This is a genomic window from Streptomyces sp. CCM_MD2014, assembly GCF_000772045.1.
Classification (GTDB): Bacteria; Actinomycetota; Actinomycetes; order Streptomycetales; family Streptomycetaceae; genus Streptomyces; species Streptomyces salinarius.
On sequence record NZ_CP009754.1, the window covers coordinates 3,769,788 to 3,784,008 of the forward strand.

Here is a 14,221-nt window from a genome sequence, read left to right on the forward strand (position 1 = left end):
AGGGGGACGGGACGCGGGATGGGATGCGCTGAGCTGACGTGGGGACGACTGGATGAGGGGGGAACGTCAGGGGCGACAGTTCGCGGACGCGTTCCGGCAGAGGTCCACGTGCAGGCGCGCCACGAGCGCGAGGCGCTGTGGTGTGGTGGGCGCGGCTGCTTGCTTCATGCACACGACTTTAACACCCGTGCTTTGAGACACTCAAAGCCATACTTTGAGAGGTGGGAGCGAGCTCCCGCCCGTAGAACGCAAAGTGCCCCGGTTTCCGCTGTTTTCGGAAGCCGGGGCGTACGAGTGCGTGACGGACGTTACGAGGTCTGGCCCTGGGCCCGCGCCGTGTCGTCGGCGATGTCCTCCTGGCCGCGGTTGACCTCCAGGTTGGCCTTCATGCGGGTGACGCGGCCGGCGACCTGCTCCGAGGCCCGGTCCCGCTCCTTGCGCAGCGCGACGTAGCTGATGGGGGCGGAGATCACCAGGGAGAGCAGGAGGATCCACATGCCGTTGGAGTCGCCGAGGCCGCGCGGGAACACTCCGGCGTAGACGAGCCCCCAGACGACCACGAGGCAGCCTGCGAAGATCCCGAGGCGCATCAGCGTGTAGCGGAGCATCTCAATCCACTCTTCCGTTTCTGGCACAAAGAGGCACTGTCCAGTGAAACATGCCGGTCCGTCGATCTTGCAGGGGGGTGGACCGGGGCAGCGGTCAGCCCAGGGGCAGCAGCATGAAGACGTCGTCCCGGTCGTCACCCGGGGCGACGCGGATCGCGCCGGGGACCCGGCCGACCTCCTTGTAGCCGCAGGACTCGTAGAACCGCTCCAGGCCGAGCCCGCCCCGGCAGGTGAGCCGTATCGCCTCGATGCCGTCGCAGGAGCGGGCGGCGTCCGCGGCGGCGGACATCAGGTCCCGGCCGTAGCCGCGGCCCTGGTGGCGCGGGTGGACCATGACGGTGTAGAGCCACAGCCAGTGCCGCATCAGCCGGTGCGTGTTGAGGGCGAGGAACGCGGTGGCGGCCACCCGCCCCTCCTCGTCGTGACCGACGAGCAGACGGGTACGCCCTTCGGCCATGCCCACCATGTGCTTGACCAGCTCGGGCCGGACGTCCTCCCGGGTCACGGGCGGCACGAAGCCCACGGAGCCGCCGGCGTTGGTGACGTCGGTCCACAGGTCGAGGACGCCGTCGCGGAGGTCGGGGGTGACGGCCGGATCGAAGGTGAAAGTAAGGGACACGGGGCCATAGTAGCTATTACCCGAGTTCCCGTGCCGCGATTTCAAGGTCTGAGACGAGTCCCCGGTAGGCCCCGTCCCGGTCGTCGGCCCGCAGCACCGCCGACGGGTGCACGGTCGGCACCAGCCGTTCCGGACGCCCGTGGATCTCCTCCTCCAGCACCGTGCCGCGCACCTGTGTGACCCGGAAGGACGAGCCGAGCAGCGCCTTGCCGGCCGTGGCACCCAGCACCACGATCAGCTCGGGCGCCACCCGGTCCAGCTCGGCGGCCAGCCAGGGACCGCAGGCGGTCGTTTCGCGCAGGGTGGGCGCCTTGTGGATACGGCGTTTGCGGGGTTCGGCCCGCGTGAACTTGAAGTGCTTGACGGCGTTGGTGACGTAGGCGTCGGCCGGGTCGATGCCGGCGTCCGTCAGCGCCCGGTCGAGGAGCTTGCCGGCGGGGCCGACGAAGGGTTTGCCCCGGCGGTCCTCCTGGTCACCGGGCTGCTCACCGACGAGCATGAGGCGGGCGGTCGCCTTCCCGGCGCCGAAGACGGTCTGGGTGGCGTCGCGGTGCAGGGGGCAGCCGCGGCAGTCGGCGGCTGCCTTGCGCAGGGCGGGGAGGCCGCCGTGTGCGGGAACGAAGGGTCGTGCCGTGTAGTCGTCCTCGGTGGCCATGGGGGTGCGGGTACCCGCCGTGGACGATTCGGATCCGATGCCGGGTGCGGGTGGTCCGTGGCTGGTCGCGCGGTTCCCCTCCCCCCTTTTCAGGCGCGTGCAGTGCACGCACCTCGAGGGGCGCGGGGAACCGCGCGAACGGCCCCCACCGGCCCGCACCCGGCGAACAACCGAACCGCCCGTGTCAGACCCGCATCGGCTGCGGCGACTCCCGACGCGCCGGGTCGGGACCCTCGTACTCCCGGAGGATCTCGTACCGCGTGTTCCGCTCCACCGGCCGGAACCCGGCGTCGCGGATGAGGTCCAGCAGATCCTGACGCGTCAGCTTGTTCGGCGTGCCGAAGTCGTCCGCGTCGTGGGTGATCTTGTACTCGACCACCGAGCCGTCCATGTCGTCCGCGCCGTGCTGGAGGGCCAGCTGGGCCGTCTGGACGCCGTGCATGACCCAGAAGACCTTCACGTGGGGCACGTTGTCGAAGAGCAGGCGCGAGACCGCGAAGGTCTTCAGGGCCTCCGCGCCGGTCGCCATCTGCGTACGCGCCTGGAGGCGGTTCCGGACCTTGCCGTCCTTCATGTCCACGAAGTCGTGCTGGTAGCGCAGCGGGATGAAGACCTGGAAGCCGCCCGTCTCGTCCTGCAGCTCACGCAGGCGCAGCACGTGGTCCACGCGGTGGCGGGGCTCCTCGATGTGGCCGTAGAGCATGGTGCACGGGGTCTTCAGGCCCTTCTCGTGGGCCAGGCGGTGGATGCGGGACCAGTCCTCCCAGTGGGTGCGGTGGTCGACGATGTGCTGCCGCACCTCCCAGTCGAAGATCTCCGCGCCGCCGCCGGTGAGGGACTCCAGACCGGCGTCGATCAGTTCGTCGAGGATGTCGGAGGCGGACATCCCGGAAATGGTCTCGAAGTGGTGGATCTCGGTCGCCGTGAAGGCCTTGAGCGCGACGTCCGGCAGCGCGGCCTTCAGTTCGCGCAGCGAGCGCGGGTAGTAGCGCCACGGCAGGTTGGGGTGCAGGCCGTTGACGATGTGCAGCTCGGTGAGGTTCTCGCCCTCCATTTCCTTGGCGAGCTTCACCGCCTCCTCGATGCGCATCGTGTAGGCGTCCTTCTCCCCCGGCTTGCGCTGGAAGGAGCAGTACGCGCAGGAGGCGGTGCACACGTTGGTCATGTTGAGGTGGCGGTTGACGTTGAAGTGGACGACGTCGCCGTTCTTCCGCGTCCGCACCTCGTGCGCGAGGCCGCCGAGCCAGGCGAGATCGTCCGACTCGTACAGCGCGATGCCGTCCTCGCGGGTCAGCCGCTCACCGGAGCGGACCTTCTGCTCCAGCTCGCGCTTGAGCCCGGCGTCCATGCGATACCTCTTTCTGAGACAGACGGGACAACCGTACGCCCCGGTTACTGGACCTCTTCGGGCAGCTCACCCACCCGGTTCTCCCACTTGGTGGAGAGAACGATGGTGGTACGGGTCCGGGACACGCCCTTGGTGCCCGACAGCCGCCGGATGATGCTCTCCAGGCCGTCGACGTCGGCGGCGCGCACCTTGAGCATGTAGGAGTCGTCGCCGGCGATGAACCAGCAGTCCTCGATCTCCCGCAGCTCCTTCAGGCGCTGGGCCACGTCCTCGTGGTCGGCGGCGTCGGAGAGCGAGACGCCGATCAGGGCGGTGACGCCGAGGCCGAGCGAGGCGGAGTCGACGGTGGCCCGGTAGCCGGTGATGACACCGGCCGCCTCCAGCCGGTTGATGCGGTCGGTGACGCTGGGGCCCGAGAGTCCGACGAGGCGCCCCAGCTCGGCGTAGGAGGCCCGGCCGTTCTCCCTCAGGGCCTGGATGAGCTGCCTGTCCACCGCGTCCATGCGATCGAAGCCTTCCACTGAAGAATTCTGAAGATGTGGGTAACAAACGTGTGGGGGGAGGTGGTGCTCAGGTGGTGGGGCGGGCCCCGCCGAGGTCGCCGCGCCAGCGGCGGTAGAGGTCGTGTCCGACGCCCGCCGCGTCGAGGACGCGTCCGGCGACGAAGTCCACCAGGTCCTGGATGTGCGTCGCCCCCGCGTAGAAGGCCGGGGAGGCCGGCACCACGCTCGCGCCGGCGTCGTCCAGGGTCACCAGGTGCCGCAGCGTCCGGCCGTCCAACGGGGTCTCCCGTACGGCCACGACGAGCCTGCGGCGTTCCTTGAGCGTCACGCTCGCGGTGCGCTGGAGCAGGTCCTTGGACAGCCCGAGCGCGACGCCCGCGACGCAGGCCGTCGAGGCGGGCACGATCAGCATGCCCTTCGTCGGGTACGACCCCGAGGACGGCCCGGCCGCGAGGTCGCCCGCGCTCCAGTGCCGTACGCCGGAGACGTCCACGTCGAACGTGTCCGGCTTGCCGTCGGCTCCGCGGGCCAGCCACTCGCGCAGGTCCTGCTGCCAGTGGGCGTCGCGGAAGGAGATGCCGGTCTCGTCGAGCAGGGTGAGCCGCGAGGCCCGGCTGACCACCAGGTCGACACTCTCGCCGGCGGCGAGCAGCGCACGCAGCACGGCGGCGGCGTACGGGGTGCCGGACGCCCCGGACACCCCCACGATCCAAGGCACGCGCTGCGTCTGTCCTGGCTTCATGATGCCGAGCCTAGTCGCAGGCTCAGGGTTTTCAGACCGTGAGGCCCCTTACGAGCAGATCCAGCAGCGCGCACACGAACAGCGCGATGCCGATGAAGCCGTTGACGCTGAAGAACGCCCTGTTGAGGCGGGTCAGGTCGGTGGGGCGGACGATGGTGTGCTCGTAGAGGAACGCGCCCGCGACGATGACCAGGCCGAGCCAGAAGAACGCGCCGGCGTCGGTGGCGAGGGCGTACCAGACGAACAGGGCGGTGGTGACCGTGTGGCAGGCGCGGGCGCCCCAGATGGCGGCGGGGACGCCGAAGCGGGCCGGGACGGACTTGACGCCGACCTGCCGGTCGGTCTCGACGTCCTGGCAGGCGTAGATCAGGTCGAAGCCGCCGATCCAGATGCCGACCGCGAGACCCAGGATCACGGCCTCCCAGGACCACTCGCCGGTGATCGCGAGCCAGCCGCCGATCGGGCCCATGGCCTGCGCGAGACCGAGGATGGCCTGGGGGAAGTTCGTGAACCGCTTGCCGTACGGGTAGACCACCATCGGCACGACGGCCACCGGGGCGAGGGCCAGGCAGAGGGGGTTGAGCAGGGCCGCCGCGCCCAGGAAGACGACGAGGGCGATCAGCGCGCCGGTCCAGGCGTGCCTGACCGACATGGCGCCGGTGACCAGCTCGCGGTGGGCGGTGCGCGGGTTCCGGGCGTCGATCTCGCGGTCGATGATCCGGTTGACCGCCATGGCGAAGGTGCGCAGGCCGACCATGGCGACGGTGACCAGGAGCAGCCGGCCCCAGTGGATGTTCTCGTCCCACTCGTACATCGCGGTCAGCGCGGCGATGTAGGCGAAGGGCAGCGCGAAGACCGAGTGCTCGATCATCACCAGGCGCAGGAACGCCTTGGTGCGCCCCGGCTGCTGCGGTAGCGCGGCGGAAGCCGACGTCACAGTCCGTACTCCTTCCAGCGGCGGTCGACCTTCGCCGCCGTATCCGGGTCGGACAGCACCATGTCCGGCCAGCCCCCGTCGCGCGTGTACCCCTCCTCGGGCAGCTTCTTCGTCGCGTCGATGCCCGCCTTGCCGCCCCAGAACTGCTGGTAGGAGGCGTGGTCGAGGTGGTCGACCGGGCCCTCGACGACGGTGAGGTCCCGGCCGTAGTCGGTGTTGCCGAGCGCCCGCCAGGCGACCTCGTGCAGGTCGTGGACGTCGCAGTCGGCGTCGACGACCACGATCAGCTTGGTCAGGGACATCATGTGCGCGCCCCAGATGGCGTGCATGACCTTCTGGGCGTGCTTCGGGTACTTCTTGTCGATCGAGACGATCGCGCAGTTGTGGAAGCCGCCGGCCTCGGGTAGGTGGTAGTCCACGATGTCCGGGACGATGATCTTGAGGAGCGGGAGGAAGAAACGTTCGGTCGCCCTCCCCAGTGGCCCGTCCTCCGTCGGGGGCCGCCCGACCACGATCGACTGGAGCAGCGGACGCCTGCGCATCGTCACGCAGTCGATCTTCAGGGCGGGGAAGGGCTCCTGCGGGGTGTAGAAGCCGGTGTGGTCGCCGAAGGGGCCCTCGGGGAGCATTTCGCCGGGCTCGAGCCAGCCTTCCAGGACCACCTCCGCGTGCGCGGGGACCTGGAGCGGGACCGTCTTGCAGTCGACCATCTCCATCCGCTTGCCCTGCAGGAACCCGGCGAATAGGTACTCGTCGATGTCGCCGGGGAGCGGGGCCGTGGAGGCGTAGGTGACGGCGGGCGGGCAGCCGAAGGCGATCGCGACGGGCAGGCGCTCACCGCGGCGGGCGGCGACCTGGTAGTGGTTGCGGCTGTCCTTGTGGATCTGCCAGTGCATGCCGATGGTGCGCCTGTCGTGGCGCTGGAGCCGGTACAGGCCGAGGTTGCGGATGCCCGTCTCGGGGTCCTTGGTGTGGGTCAGGCCCAGGTTGAAGAAGGAGCCGCCGTCGTCCGGCCAGGTGAAGAGCGCGGGGAGGCGGTCGAGGTCCACGTCGTCCCCGTGCAGGACGACCTCCTGGACGGGCGCGGTGCCCGGCTTCACCTTCTTCGGCGGCACGTGCGTCATCGTGCCGAGCTTCCCGAAGGCCTCGCGCATGCCGACGAAGCCCTGGGGCAGCTCGGGCTTGAGCAGCCCGCCGATCTTGTCCGAGATCTCGGAGTACGACTTGAGGCCGAGCGCCTTGAGCAGGCGGCGGTCGGTGCCGAAGACGTTCATCGCGAGGGGCATGTCGGAGCCCTTCACGTTCTCGAAGAGCAACGCCGGACCGCCTGCCTTGTTCACCCGGTCGACGATCTCCCCGACCTCCAGGTACGGGTCCACCTCGGCCTTGATGCGCTTGAGGTCGCCCTCGCGCTCCAGCGCCCTGAGCAGGGAGCGAAGATCGTCGTAAGCCATGCCGTCCAGTATCCCCGAGCGGCTACCCTGGCCCTGTACCTGGGGGCCATGACGCGTCCCCACCCCTAGCTTCCCGCTGGAGAGGCCCCATGCTCCGGGTGCTGATGTTCCTCGTCCCCCTGGCCCTGAGCGTCTACGCGTTCATCGACTGCATCAGCACGAAGGACGCCGACATCCGCCACATGCCCAAGCCGCTGTGGGCGATCCTCGTCCTGCTCTTCCCGCTGGTCGGATCGATCTCGTGGATCATCGCCGGCAAGAAGCGGCAGCCCGCCGGCTCCTCGCCCTGGCAGGGCGGCGGCGGGCGGCGGCAGTGGGTGGCGCCGGACGACAACCCCGACTTCCTGAAGTCCCTGGGCAAGGACGGTGAGAAGGACAAGGACGACGAGGACCGCAGCGGCGGCAGGCGGGACGAGCCCTGACGCTCCGCTCCGTCAGACCCTGGTCCAGCGCTGGGAGGCGGAGCCGGTGCAGGTCGTGGTGGTCAGACCGATCCTGGACGCCCGGCGGTTGAGGTCGAGGCAGCCACCGGTGTTGAGGTTCCTGAGCGAGCCGTTGGCCCCCTGCTTCCACTCTCCGCCGAACGAGCCGCAGGCGTCCTTGACGAGCCAGGCGTTCGCGGACCTGGAGTGGATGCACTGGGCCGTGCCCACGTTGAGGATCCGGAAGGCCCCGCCCGAGGTGTCCTGGAAGCGGAAGACGGCGACGTCGCCCGCGCAGTCGCCGTCGTCGACGGGGGTGCCGACGTACATGCACTTCCCGCTCGATCCGTTCTTCAGCATGAAGCTGCCCGACGCGGCCCCGCCGCCGTCCGGTCCGTCACCGCCGGACCCGCTCTCCCCCGGCCCGCTTCCGGAACCGGCGGACGTGTCCGAGCCGGACGATCCGCCCGCGTCGGACGCCCCGCCCGCGCCGGCGGATCCCCCCGGGCCGGAGTCGCCGCCGGACGCGCCCTGCGCGGCGGCGGCCGCGTCCCCGCTGCCGCCTCCGCCGGACGCACCGCCGTCGCCGTCCTTCCCGCTCTCCGAGTCCTTGCCCCTGCCCTCGTCCCCGTCCTTGTCCCGACCGTCCTTCTTCCCGTCGTCGCCGCGGGAGGCCGAGGCGCTCGGACTGCCCGTGCCGGTGGCGGAGCCGGTGGGGGCCGGGGCGGCCGTCCGGCCGGCCGCGGGCGGCCCGGCCGCGTTCCCGTCCCGGTCCGCGTCGTCCATCACGTACGGCAGCAGCGTGAATCCGAGCGTCGCCCCGGTCACGACGACGGGGATCACGAACGCCAGCACCTTCGTACGCGCCCGCCGTTCACGCTTCTCCGGCCGTCCGCCGGTGACCACGGGGACGGACGGGGCTGCGGGCGCCGCCTTTTCGGCCTCGTCCGGCCCGCCCGCCCGGCCCTGCCCGCCCGCCTCGTCGGGCTCGGGCGGGGGCACGTGCTCCGGGGCCCGGGCGGCGAAGGCGGCCCGCTCGGTCAGCCGCTCGGTGATGTCCTGCGGCCACGGCGTGGCGGCCGACGGGCCGTGCGCGGCGGCGCGTTCGACGAGTTCGGCGGCCGTGGGACGGCCCTCGTGGTTCTTGTCCAGGCAGGATGCGACGACGTCGGCGAGTTCGGGGTCCAGGTCCCCGAGCGGCCCGAGATCGGGCTCCTCGTGGACGATGCGGTACAGCACGGCGTGTCCGGACTCGTCGCCGAAGGGCGGACGGCCCGACGCCGCGTACGCGAGCACCGAGCCCAGCGCGAAGACGTCGACGACGCCGCTGGACGCCCGCTTGCCGGAGGCCTGTTCGGGCGACATGTAGGCGGGCGTGCCCACCACCATGCCGGTCCGGGTCAACTGGCTCTGGTCGGCGGCCCGGGCGACGCCGAAGTCGATGAGGGTGAGTCCGTCGAGGGTCAGCATGACGTTCGACGGCTTCAGGTCCCGGTGCACCATGTCCAGCGCGTGCACGGCCGCGAGTCCGGTGGCGGCCTCCCGCAGGATGAGCCACAGGGCCTCGGCGGGCAGGGGGCCGTGCAGGTCGACGGCCTCGCGCAGGGTGATGCCGGGGACGTACGCGGTGGCGAACCACGGCGGCCGGGCGTCCCGGTCCCCCGCGAGCAGCGGCGCGGTGGCCTCGTCGGGCAGCCGGGCGAGGTTGTCCAGTTCGTGTCCGAAGCGGCGCAGGAACTCCTCGTCCTCTCCGGCGACCGACGGCAGCACCTGTTTGACGGCCGCGTACCGGCCCTCGTGGACGCCGAGATAGACGCGGCCCATGCCGCCGGCCCCGAGCCGGCCCAGCAGCGGGATCGGTCCGATCCGGCGCGGGTCGTCGTCCTCCAACGGCTCGGCGCCACTGCCCGTGAGGCCCGATCCGGCTTCCCCGTTCAACTCTCTCCCCGTTCGCCGGCGCCGCGCGCTCCGTGCGGGAGTCGCGGCCACTCCTCGGAAGCTACATCTTTAGCACGGACGCCCCAACTGCCGTACCGAGGAACACGGATGACTCCGCGTCAGTCGGGTCGCACGAGCCTCGCGATCCGCGCCGGAGCAAGCGCCCGGTCGAAGGCCCGTACGTCGCGGATGGCGCCGGGGAAGAAGTCGCGGGGCTCTCCGGCGAAGGAGGCCCGGCCGATGATGAAGGCGCCGGTGGCGGGGGCGGGGGCGGTGTCCTCGACGACGGCTTCCTGGACGCCGTCGACGTACAGGCGCAGCTTGCGGGCCGGGCCGTCGCAGACGCCGGTCAGGTGGGTCCAGACGTGCGCGGCGGGTGCGCTGCGGCCGACGGCGCGCAGGCCGGGGCGGGCGAAGGCCCAGCCGTGGTCCTCGCTGGAGTACTGGAGGTAGAAGCCGCTGGCGTCGCCGCTGTCCTGGCTGACGGCGGTGGCGAAGAGGTCCGGTACCCGGGAGAGGCGGACCCAGGCGGCGACGGTGAAGCTGTGGCCCGCGCCGGTCTGCAGCACCGGGCCGTCGGTCACGATCTGGCTGCCGGTGCCGTCGAAGAGGGCGCCTCCCCCGGCGTCCTGCCAGGCGACGCCGGTCGCGGTGCCGTCGTGGCCGCCCGCGGCGTCCCGCGCGATCCGGCCGGAGGCCTCGTCGAGGTGCCACAGCCCGGCCGGTACCAAGGGCGGCGGGGTCGCGGAGGAGGGTGAGGGCTCGGGCGCGGAGTCGTCCGACGTGTCCGGGCCGGCCGGGCGGTTGAGCCAGAACCCGGTTCCGGCACCGAGGGCGGCGAGCGCGCCCGCGCCGGAGAGCAGGAAGGCCCGCCGGCTGCGGCGGCCGTCGGTCCCGGCCGAAGTCGGGCGTGCCTCCGGCGCTGCGGGCACCGGCGGGCGTGCGGGCTCGACCCGGGTCCGCGGAGGGGCCGCGGGCGCGGCGGGCGGCGGGACGACCTGGGTGGGCACGGCGTCCGCGCGGGTCGGGCGGACGGCCGGAGTCCACTGCTGGGCGTGCGGCAGGGCCGTCGCGCTCTCGCCGCCCAGCGGTCCGATGCGGGCGAGGATCTCGCGCGGGGCGGGACGGCGGGCCGGGTCCTTGGCGAGGCAGTCGGCGATCAGGGAGCGCAGCGCCGGATCGGTGACTGCGTCCACGTCGGGGGCGTTGTGCACGACGCGGTAGAGCAGCGCGGGCGTCGGTCCGGCGCCGAAGGGATTGGCGCCGGTCGCCGCGAAGGCCAGTACCGCACCCAGGCAGAACACGTCGCTGGCCCAGGTGACCTCGTCCCCGTTGACCTGCTCCGGGGACATGAAGCCCGGGGAGCCCGCCATGTGCCCGGTGCCGGTGAGGGAGTCGGCGTCGACGCTGCGGACGATGCCGAAGTCGATGACGCGCGGTCCGTCCTCGGCGAGCAGCACGTTGGACGGCTTGAGGTCGCGGTGAACGAGGTGCGCGGCGTGGATCGACACCAGCGCCTCGGCGAGCCCGGCGGCCAGCGTGAGCACCGCCTGCGGTTCGAACGGCCCCCGCTCGGCCACCGCCTGCTCCAGCGACGGCCCGGCGATGTAGCTGGTGACCAGCCAGGGCAGGGGCGCGTCCGGGTCGGCGTCGACGACCGGGGCGGTGAAGGCGCCACTGACCGCACGGGCCGCCCGGACCTCGCGCCGGAAGCGGTCGCGGAACTCCGGTCTGCGCAGCAGCTCGGCGTGCACCACCTTGACCGCGACGAGCCGTCCGCCCGGGGACCGGCCGAGGAAGACCCGGCCCATGCCGCCCACGCCCAGCCGGCCCAGCAGCCGGTACTCCCCGACGGAGCGCGGGTCGTCCGGCTCCAGCGCTGACACAGATCCCTCCCGGCATGCGGTTCTCGCCCCTGCGGGCGGATCCAGCATAGGGGGGTGGTCAGCGGGCGGCGTCGGCGAACTTCTCGACGGCGGCCGGGGTGACCGGCGTGAAGAAGTTGACCAGGTTGCCGTCGGGGTCGCGCACGAGGAGCGCCCGGTTGCCCCAGGGCATGGTCGTGGGCTCCTTGACGAAGTCCGTGACCCATCCGGTGAGGTTGCGGTGCACGGCGTCCACGTCGTCCACCAGGAACTCGACGATCACGCTGCGGTTGTCGGCGGGGCGGGCGGAGCCGGGGGCGAAGAGCGGCACGGTGCGGGTGCTGCCGATCGCGAGGGTGCCCGAGGGACTGCGCAGTTCCGCGAAGTCCTCGGTGGCCCAGGCCGCGCGCAGGCCGGTGGCGCGTTCGTAGAAGCCGACCAGGCGGGCGACGTCGTCCGTGATGACGCGGATCGATACGAGATTCATGGGTTCACTCCAGTTCGGCCGGTGCTGTCCTTCACACGCTAGGAGGGATACCGGTCACTTTCCGGCCGGTATCGGCGGCAGACTTGGGGCATGTCCCGTCCCGTGTCCCGAGTGCTCACCCTGCTCGAACTGCTCCAGGCGGGCGGCGTGCGGACCGTGGCCGAACTCGCCGACCGGCTCGGCGTCGGCGAGCGCACGGTGCGCCGGTACGTCGACCACCTCGTTGACCTCGACGTCCCCGTGGAGTCGGTGCGCGGCCGCTACGGCGGCTACCGGCTCGCCCCCGGCCACCGCATGCCCCCGCTGATGCTGACCGACGACGAGGCGCTGGCCGTCCTGCTGGGCCTGGTCGCCGGCCGGCGGACCGGGATCACGGCGGCGGCGGGTACGGCGGGCGAGACGGCGGCGGCGAAGGTCCGCCGGGTGCTGCCGGACCGGCTCCGCCGGCGTCTGGACGCGGTGCTCGACTCCGTCACCTTCACGACCGCGCCGGCCGAGTCGGCCGCCCCTCGGGCCGCCGTGCTGCTCCCGATCGCCGACGCCGTACGGCATCACCGGCCGGTGTCGGTGCGGTACACCGGCGGCAGCGGCCGGGGCGGCGAACGGACCCTGTACCCGTACGGGCTCGTCGCGCACGGGGGCCGGTGGTACGTGACGGGCCGGGACCTCTCGGTCGCCGCAGACCGGACGTTCCGCCTCGACCGCATCGCCGGCGCGAGGGTGCTGCCGGGCACCTTCGAACCGCCGCCCGGCCCGGACCCGGCGGAGCGGGTGCTGACGGCACTGGCCACCGCGCCCTACCGGCACGAGGTGACGGTACGGGTGCGGGGGACGGCCGAGGAGGTCCGCGGCCTGCTGCCGGCGAGCGTGGCGACCGTCACCGCGGAGACGGGCGGGGGCGAGGCCCCGCCGGGGTCCGGGGGCGGTGGTTCCCCCGGGTCCCGGGGGAATGACTCACCCGGGTGCGGGGGCGGTGATTCACCCGGGTCCCGGTACGGCGGCTCACCGGAGCCCGGAGCCGAGGCCTCCCCCGAGCCCGGGGACGACGGCTCACCCGAGTCCGGGGGCGGTGGCTTCCCCGCATCCTGGGACGCCGACTGCCCCGAGCCCAAGCCCGATACCGGTGCCGCTCCCCGGGCCGGGACCGAGACCGCTCCCGGGTCCGGCGGCGGCGCGGAGCCCTGGTGCCAGGTCGAGATTCGGGCCGAGCGGCTCGACTGGCTGCCAGGGCTGCTCGCCTCGCTGGACCGCCCGTTCGTCGTGGAGCGGCCGGACGAGCTGCGCGCTCTCGTCGCGGACCTCGCGGACCGGCTCAGGGACGCGGCGCGGCACCGGCCGGCCGGGGAAGGACCGCCCCGGTCGCGCCAGGCGTGACGGAACCTCCCGCACGTCCCCCGCCCGACGGGAAGGTGCCCGCCGAGCGGGGGACGCCCCCTAGATCCGCGTCCAGCGCTGGGCGGCCGTTCCCGGTCGGCAGTGTTGCGAGGACGTCTCGCCGCCGAAGCCCGGGGCGAGACAGCCGTGGTTGAAGACGCTCTTCAGGGTGGATCCGGAGCCGGGGATCCACTCCGTGACGAACGCGGCTCGTTCGGCCAGGGACTCGGCCACGGCCCTCGGCCACGGCGGCGGCTCGTACGGTCCGTGCCGCTCGGCGGTGGCGAGCAGCTCGACCGCGGTCGGCCGTCCCTCGTGGTCCTTGTCCAGGACGCGACGACGTCGGCGAGTTCGCCGTCCAGGTCCCTGAGGGGCTGGAGGTCGGGCTCGTCCGTCAGGATGCGGTTCAGCATGATGGGCTCGCCGGTCCCCGCCTAGGCTGCGCACGGTGAAGAACGGCGAGCGGCGGCTGCGCACCGTCGATCTGGCCCGCGCCGTCGGGCTGTCGACGCAGCAGGTCCGCAACTACGAGGACGCCGGTGTGCTGCCCCCGGCAGCACGGACCGAGGCCGGCTACCGGATGTTCGGCGAGCGGCACCGGGACGCGCTGCTGACGTACCGGGCGCTGCAGCCCGGGTACGGCGCGGTGACGGCCACGCGGATCATGCGGGCCGTGCACGACGGGGACGTGGCCGGGGCACTCGCGCTGGTGGACGCCGCGCATGCCGCGCTGCACGAGGAGCGGGACGCGCTGCGGACGGCGAGCGAGGCACTGGAGGCCCTGGCCGGCCGGGAGGCGTCCGCGCAACCGGCTCGTTCCGGCGACGGGCAGTACGGACGGCACGGGGCGCCCGAACCGCACGGGCTGCGCATCGGTGAGGTGGCCGCGCTGATCGGTGTACGGACGTCGGCGCTGCGGGTGTGGGAGGCGGCGGGGCTGCTCGTGCCCGGACGGGAACGCGGCACCGGGTACCGCGTGTACGGGCCCGCCGACGTGCGGGACGCGCGCGTGGTGCGCACCCTGCGCCGCAGTCACCACCTCTTCGACCGGATCCGGCCCGTCCTCGACGACCTGCGGCGCGAGGGGAGCAGCGAGGCGCTGCGGGCGGCGATCGAGACCCGCGGGCACGCGCTCACCGCACGGACCCGGGCGATGCTGGCGGGCGCGGCCGCCCTCGACGCCTACCTGGAGCAGGGGTGAAGGCCGCACAGAGAAGGCACGGGGGAAGCGTGAAGGGGCCCCGCCCCGGGGCCGGATCGGCGTTCGAG

Annotated in this window: 16 protein-coding genes; 3 read left to right on the forward strand and 13 right to left on the reverse strand. The window is 72.5% G+C overall.

Annotated features, from left to right (window positions below; all coding sequences use genetic code 11):
- Positions 1-66: 66 nt before the first annotated feature.
- From NI25_RS40765 to NI25_RS16510, 9 genes are all read right to left on the reverse strand, one after another.
- Positions 67-168: a putative leader peptide gene (locus NI25_RS40765; protein WP_315978814.1), complete on the reverse strand. Its 102-nt coding sequence runs from the start codon at positions 166-168 to the stop codon at positions 67-69.
- A 140-nt stretch (positions 169-308) separates the two neighbouring features.
- The gene (locus tag NI25_RS16475) at positions 309-608 is read right to left on the reverse strand and encodes a DUF4229 domain-containing protein (RefSeq protein ID WP_061443177.1); all 300 of its coding nucleotides are present in this window, start codon (positions 606-608) and stop codon (positions 309-311) included.
- A gap of 94 nt (positions 609-702) precedes the next feature.
- The gene (locus NI25_RS16480) at positions 703-1,227 is read right to left on the reverse strand and encodes a GNAT family N-acetyltransferase (RefSeq protein ID WP_061443178.1); all 525 of its coding nucleotides are present in this window, start codon (positions 1,225-1,227) and stop codon (positions 703-705) included.
- A 16-nt stretch (positions 1,228-1,243) separates the two neighbouring features.
- The gene (locus NI25_RS16485; RefSeq protein ID WP_061443179.1) at positions 1,244-1,882 is read right to left on the reverse strand and encodes a UdgX family uracil-DNA binding protein; all 639 of its coding nucleotides are present in this window, start codon (positions 1,880-1,882) and stop codon (positions 1,244-1,246) included.
- A 184-nt stretch (positions 1,883-2,066) separates the two neighbouring features.
- On the reverse strand, positions 2,067-3,230 hold the full coding sequence (gene mqnE, locus NI25_RS16490) for an aminofutalosine synthase MqnE (RefSeq protein ID WP_061443180.1): 1,164 nt from the start codon (positions 3,228-3,230) through the stop codon (positions 2,067-2,069).
- Between the two features lie 44 nt (positions 3,231-3,274).
- Entirely contained in the window at positions 3,275-3,733 is a 459-nt protein-coding gene (locus tag NI25_RS16495; RefSeq protein ID WP_003974456.1) for an Lrp/AsnC family transcriptional regulator, read from the reverse strand.
- Positions 3,734-3,800: 67 nt separating this feature from the next.
- Entirely contained in the window at positions 3,801-4,451 is a 651-nt protein-coding gene (locus NI25_RS16500; RefSeq protein ID WP_061443181.1) for a UbiX family flavin prenyltransferase, read from the reverse strand.
- A 55-nt stretch (positions 4,452-4,506) separates the two neighbouring features.
- Complete coding sequence (gene mqnP / locus NI25_RS16505) at positions 4,507-5,412, reverse strand: menaquinone biosynthesis prenyltransferase MqnP (RefSeq protein ID WP_061443182.1); 906 nt, start codon at positions 5,410-5,412, stop codon at positions 4,507-4,509.
- Positions 5,409-6,866 (reverse strand): menaquinone biosynthesis decarboxylase, encoded by a 1,458-nt coding sequence (locus NI25_RS16510; RefSeq protein WP_061443183.1) that lies wholly within the window; start codon positions 6,864-6,866, stop codon positions 5,409-5,411. Before NI25_RS16510 ends, mqnP begins: the two co-directional genes overlap by 4 nt.
- Positions 6,867-6,955: 89 nt before the next feature.
- On the opposite strand from NI25_RS16510, the gene NI25_RS16515 reads away from it, so the two are divergent.
- Entirely contained in the window at positions 6,956-7,288 is a 333-nt protein-coding gene (locus NI25_RS16515) for a PLD nuclease N-terminal domain-containing protein (RefSeq protein ID WP_061443184.1), read from the forward strand.
- Positions 7,289-7,300: 12 nt separating this feature from the next.
- On the opposite strand, the gene NI25_RS16520 is transcribed toward NI25_RS16515, so the two are convergent.
- The 3 genes from NI25_RS16520 to NI25_RS16530 form a co-directional block, all read right to left on the reverse strand.
- Positions 7,301-9,226 carry a serine/threonine protein kinase gene (locus tag NI25_RS16520; RefSeq protein WP_061443185.1) on the reverse strand — a complete coding sequence of 642 codons (1,926 nt, stop codon included), beginning with the start codon at positions 9,224-9,226 and terminating at the stop codon, positions 7,301-7,303.
- A 119-nt stretch (positions 9,227-9,345) separates the two neighbouring features.
- Positions 9,346-11,112, reverse strand: coding sequence for a protein kinase domain-containing protein (locus tag NI25_RS16525; RefSeq protein ID WP_061443186.1), 1,767 nt, complete (start codon positions 11,110-11,112; stop codon positions 9,346-9,348).
- Positions 11,113-11,170: 58 nt separating this feature from the next.
- Positions 11,171-11,578 (reverse strand): VOC family protein, encoded by a 408-nt coding sequence (locus NI25_RS16530; protein ID WP_061443187.1) that lies wholly within the window; start codon positions 11,576-11,578, stop codon positions 11,171-11,173.
- A 90-nt stretch (positions 11,579-11,668) separates the two neighbouring features.
- Here NI25_RS16530 and NI25_RS40220 point away from each other — a divergent pair, with 90 nt between their 5' ends.
- Complete coding sequence (locus NI25_RS40220; RefSeq protein WP_228952467.1) at positions 11,669-12,952, forward strand: WYL domain-containing protein; 1,284 nt, start codon at positions 11,669-11,671, stop codon at positions 12,950-12,952.
- 60 nt (positions 12,953-13,012) lie between these two features.
- On the opposite strand, the gene NI25_RS39395 is transcribed toward NI25_RS40220, so the two are convergent.
- Positions 13,013-13,186, reverse strand: a complete 174-nt coding sequence (locus NI25_RS39395; RefSeq protein ID WP_158508445.1) for a hypothetical protein — start codon at positions 13,184-13,186, stop codon at positions 13,013-13,015.
- Between the two features lie 214 nt (positions 13,187-13,400).
- Here NI25_RS39395 and NI25_RS16540 point away from each other — a divergent pair, with 214 nt between their 5' ends.
- Entirely contained in the window at positions 13,401-14,153 is a 753-nt protein-coding gene (locus NI25_RS16540; protein WP_061443188.1) for a MerR family transcriptional regulator, read from the forward strand.
- The last annotated feature ends 68 nt before the right edge of the window (positions 14,154-14,221 follow it).

Coding starts and splice junctions, on each gene's coding strand:
- NI25_RS16495 (WP_003974456.1), bottom strand. CDS start 3,733: ATGGACGCGGTGGACAGGCAGCTCATCCAGGCCCTGAGGGAGAACGGC.
- NI25_RS16475 (WP_061443177.1), bottom strand. CDS start 608: ATGCTCCGCTACACGCTGATGCGCCTCGGGATCTTCGCAGGCTGCCTC.
- mqnE (WP_061443180.1), bottom strand. CDS start 3,230: ATGGACGCCGGGCTCAAGCGCGAGCTGGAGCAGAAGGTCCGCTCCGGT.
- NI25_RS16530 (WP_061443187.1), bottom strand. CDS start 11,578: ATGAATCTCGTATCGATCCGCGTCATCACGGACGACGTCGCCCGCCTG.
- NI25_RS16485 (WP_061443179.1), bottom strand. CDS start 1,882: ATGGCCACCGAGGACGACTACACGGCACGACCCTTCGTTCCCGCACAC.
- NI25_RS40220 (WP_228952467.1), top strand. CDS start 11,669: ATGTCCCGTCCCGTGTCCCGAGTGCTCACCCTGCTCGAACTGCTCCAG.
- NI25_RS16510 (WP_061443183.1), bottom strand. CDS start 6,866: ATGGCTTACGACGATCTTCGCTCCCTGCTCAGGGCGCTGGAGCGCGAG.
- NI25_RS16515 (WP_061443184.1), top strand. CDS start 6,956: ATGCTCCGGGTGCTGATGTTCCTCGTCCCCCTGGCCCTGAGCGTCTAC.
- NI25_RS40765 (WP_315978814.1), bottom strand. CDS start 168: ATGAAGCAAGCAGCCGCGCCCACCACACCACAGCGCCTCGCGCTCGTG.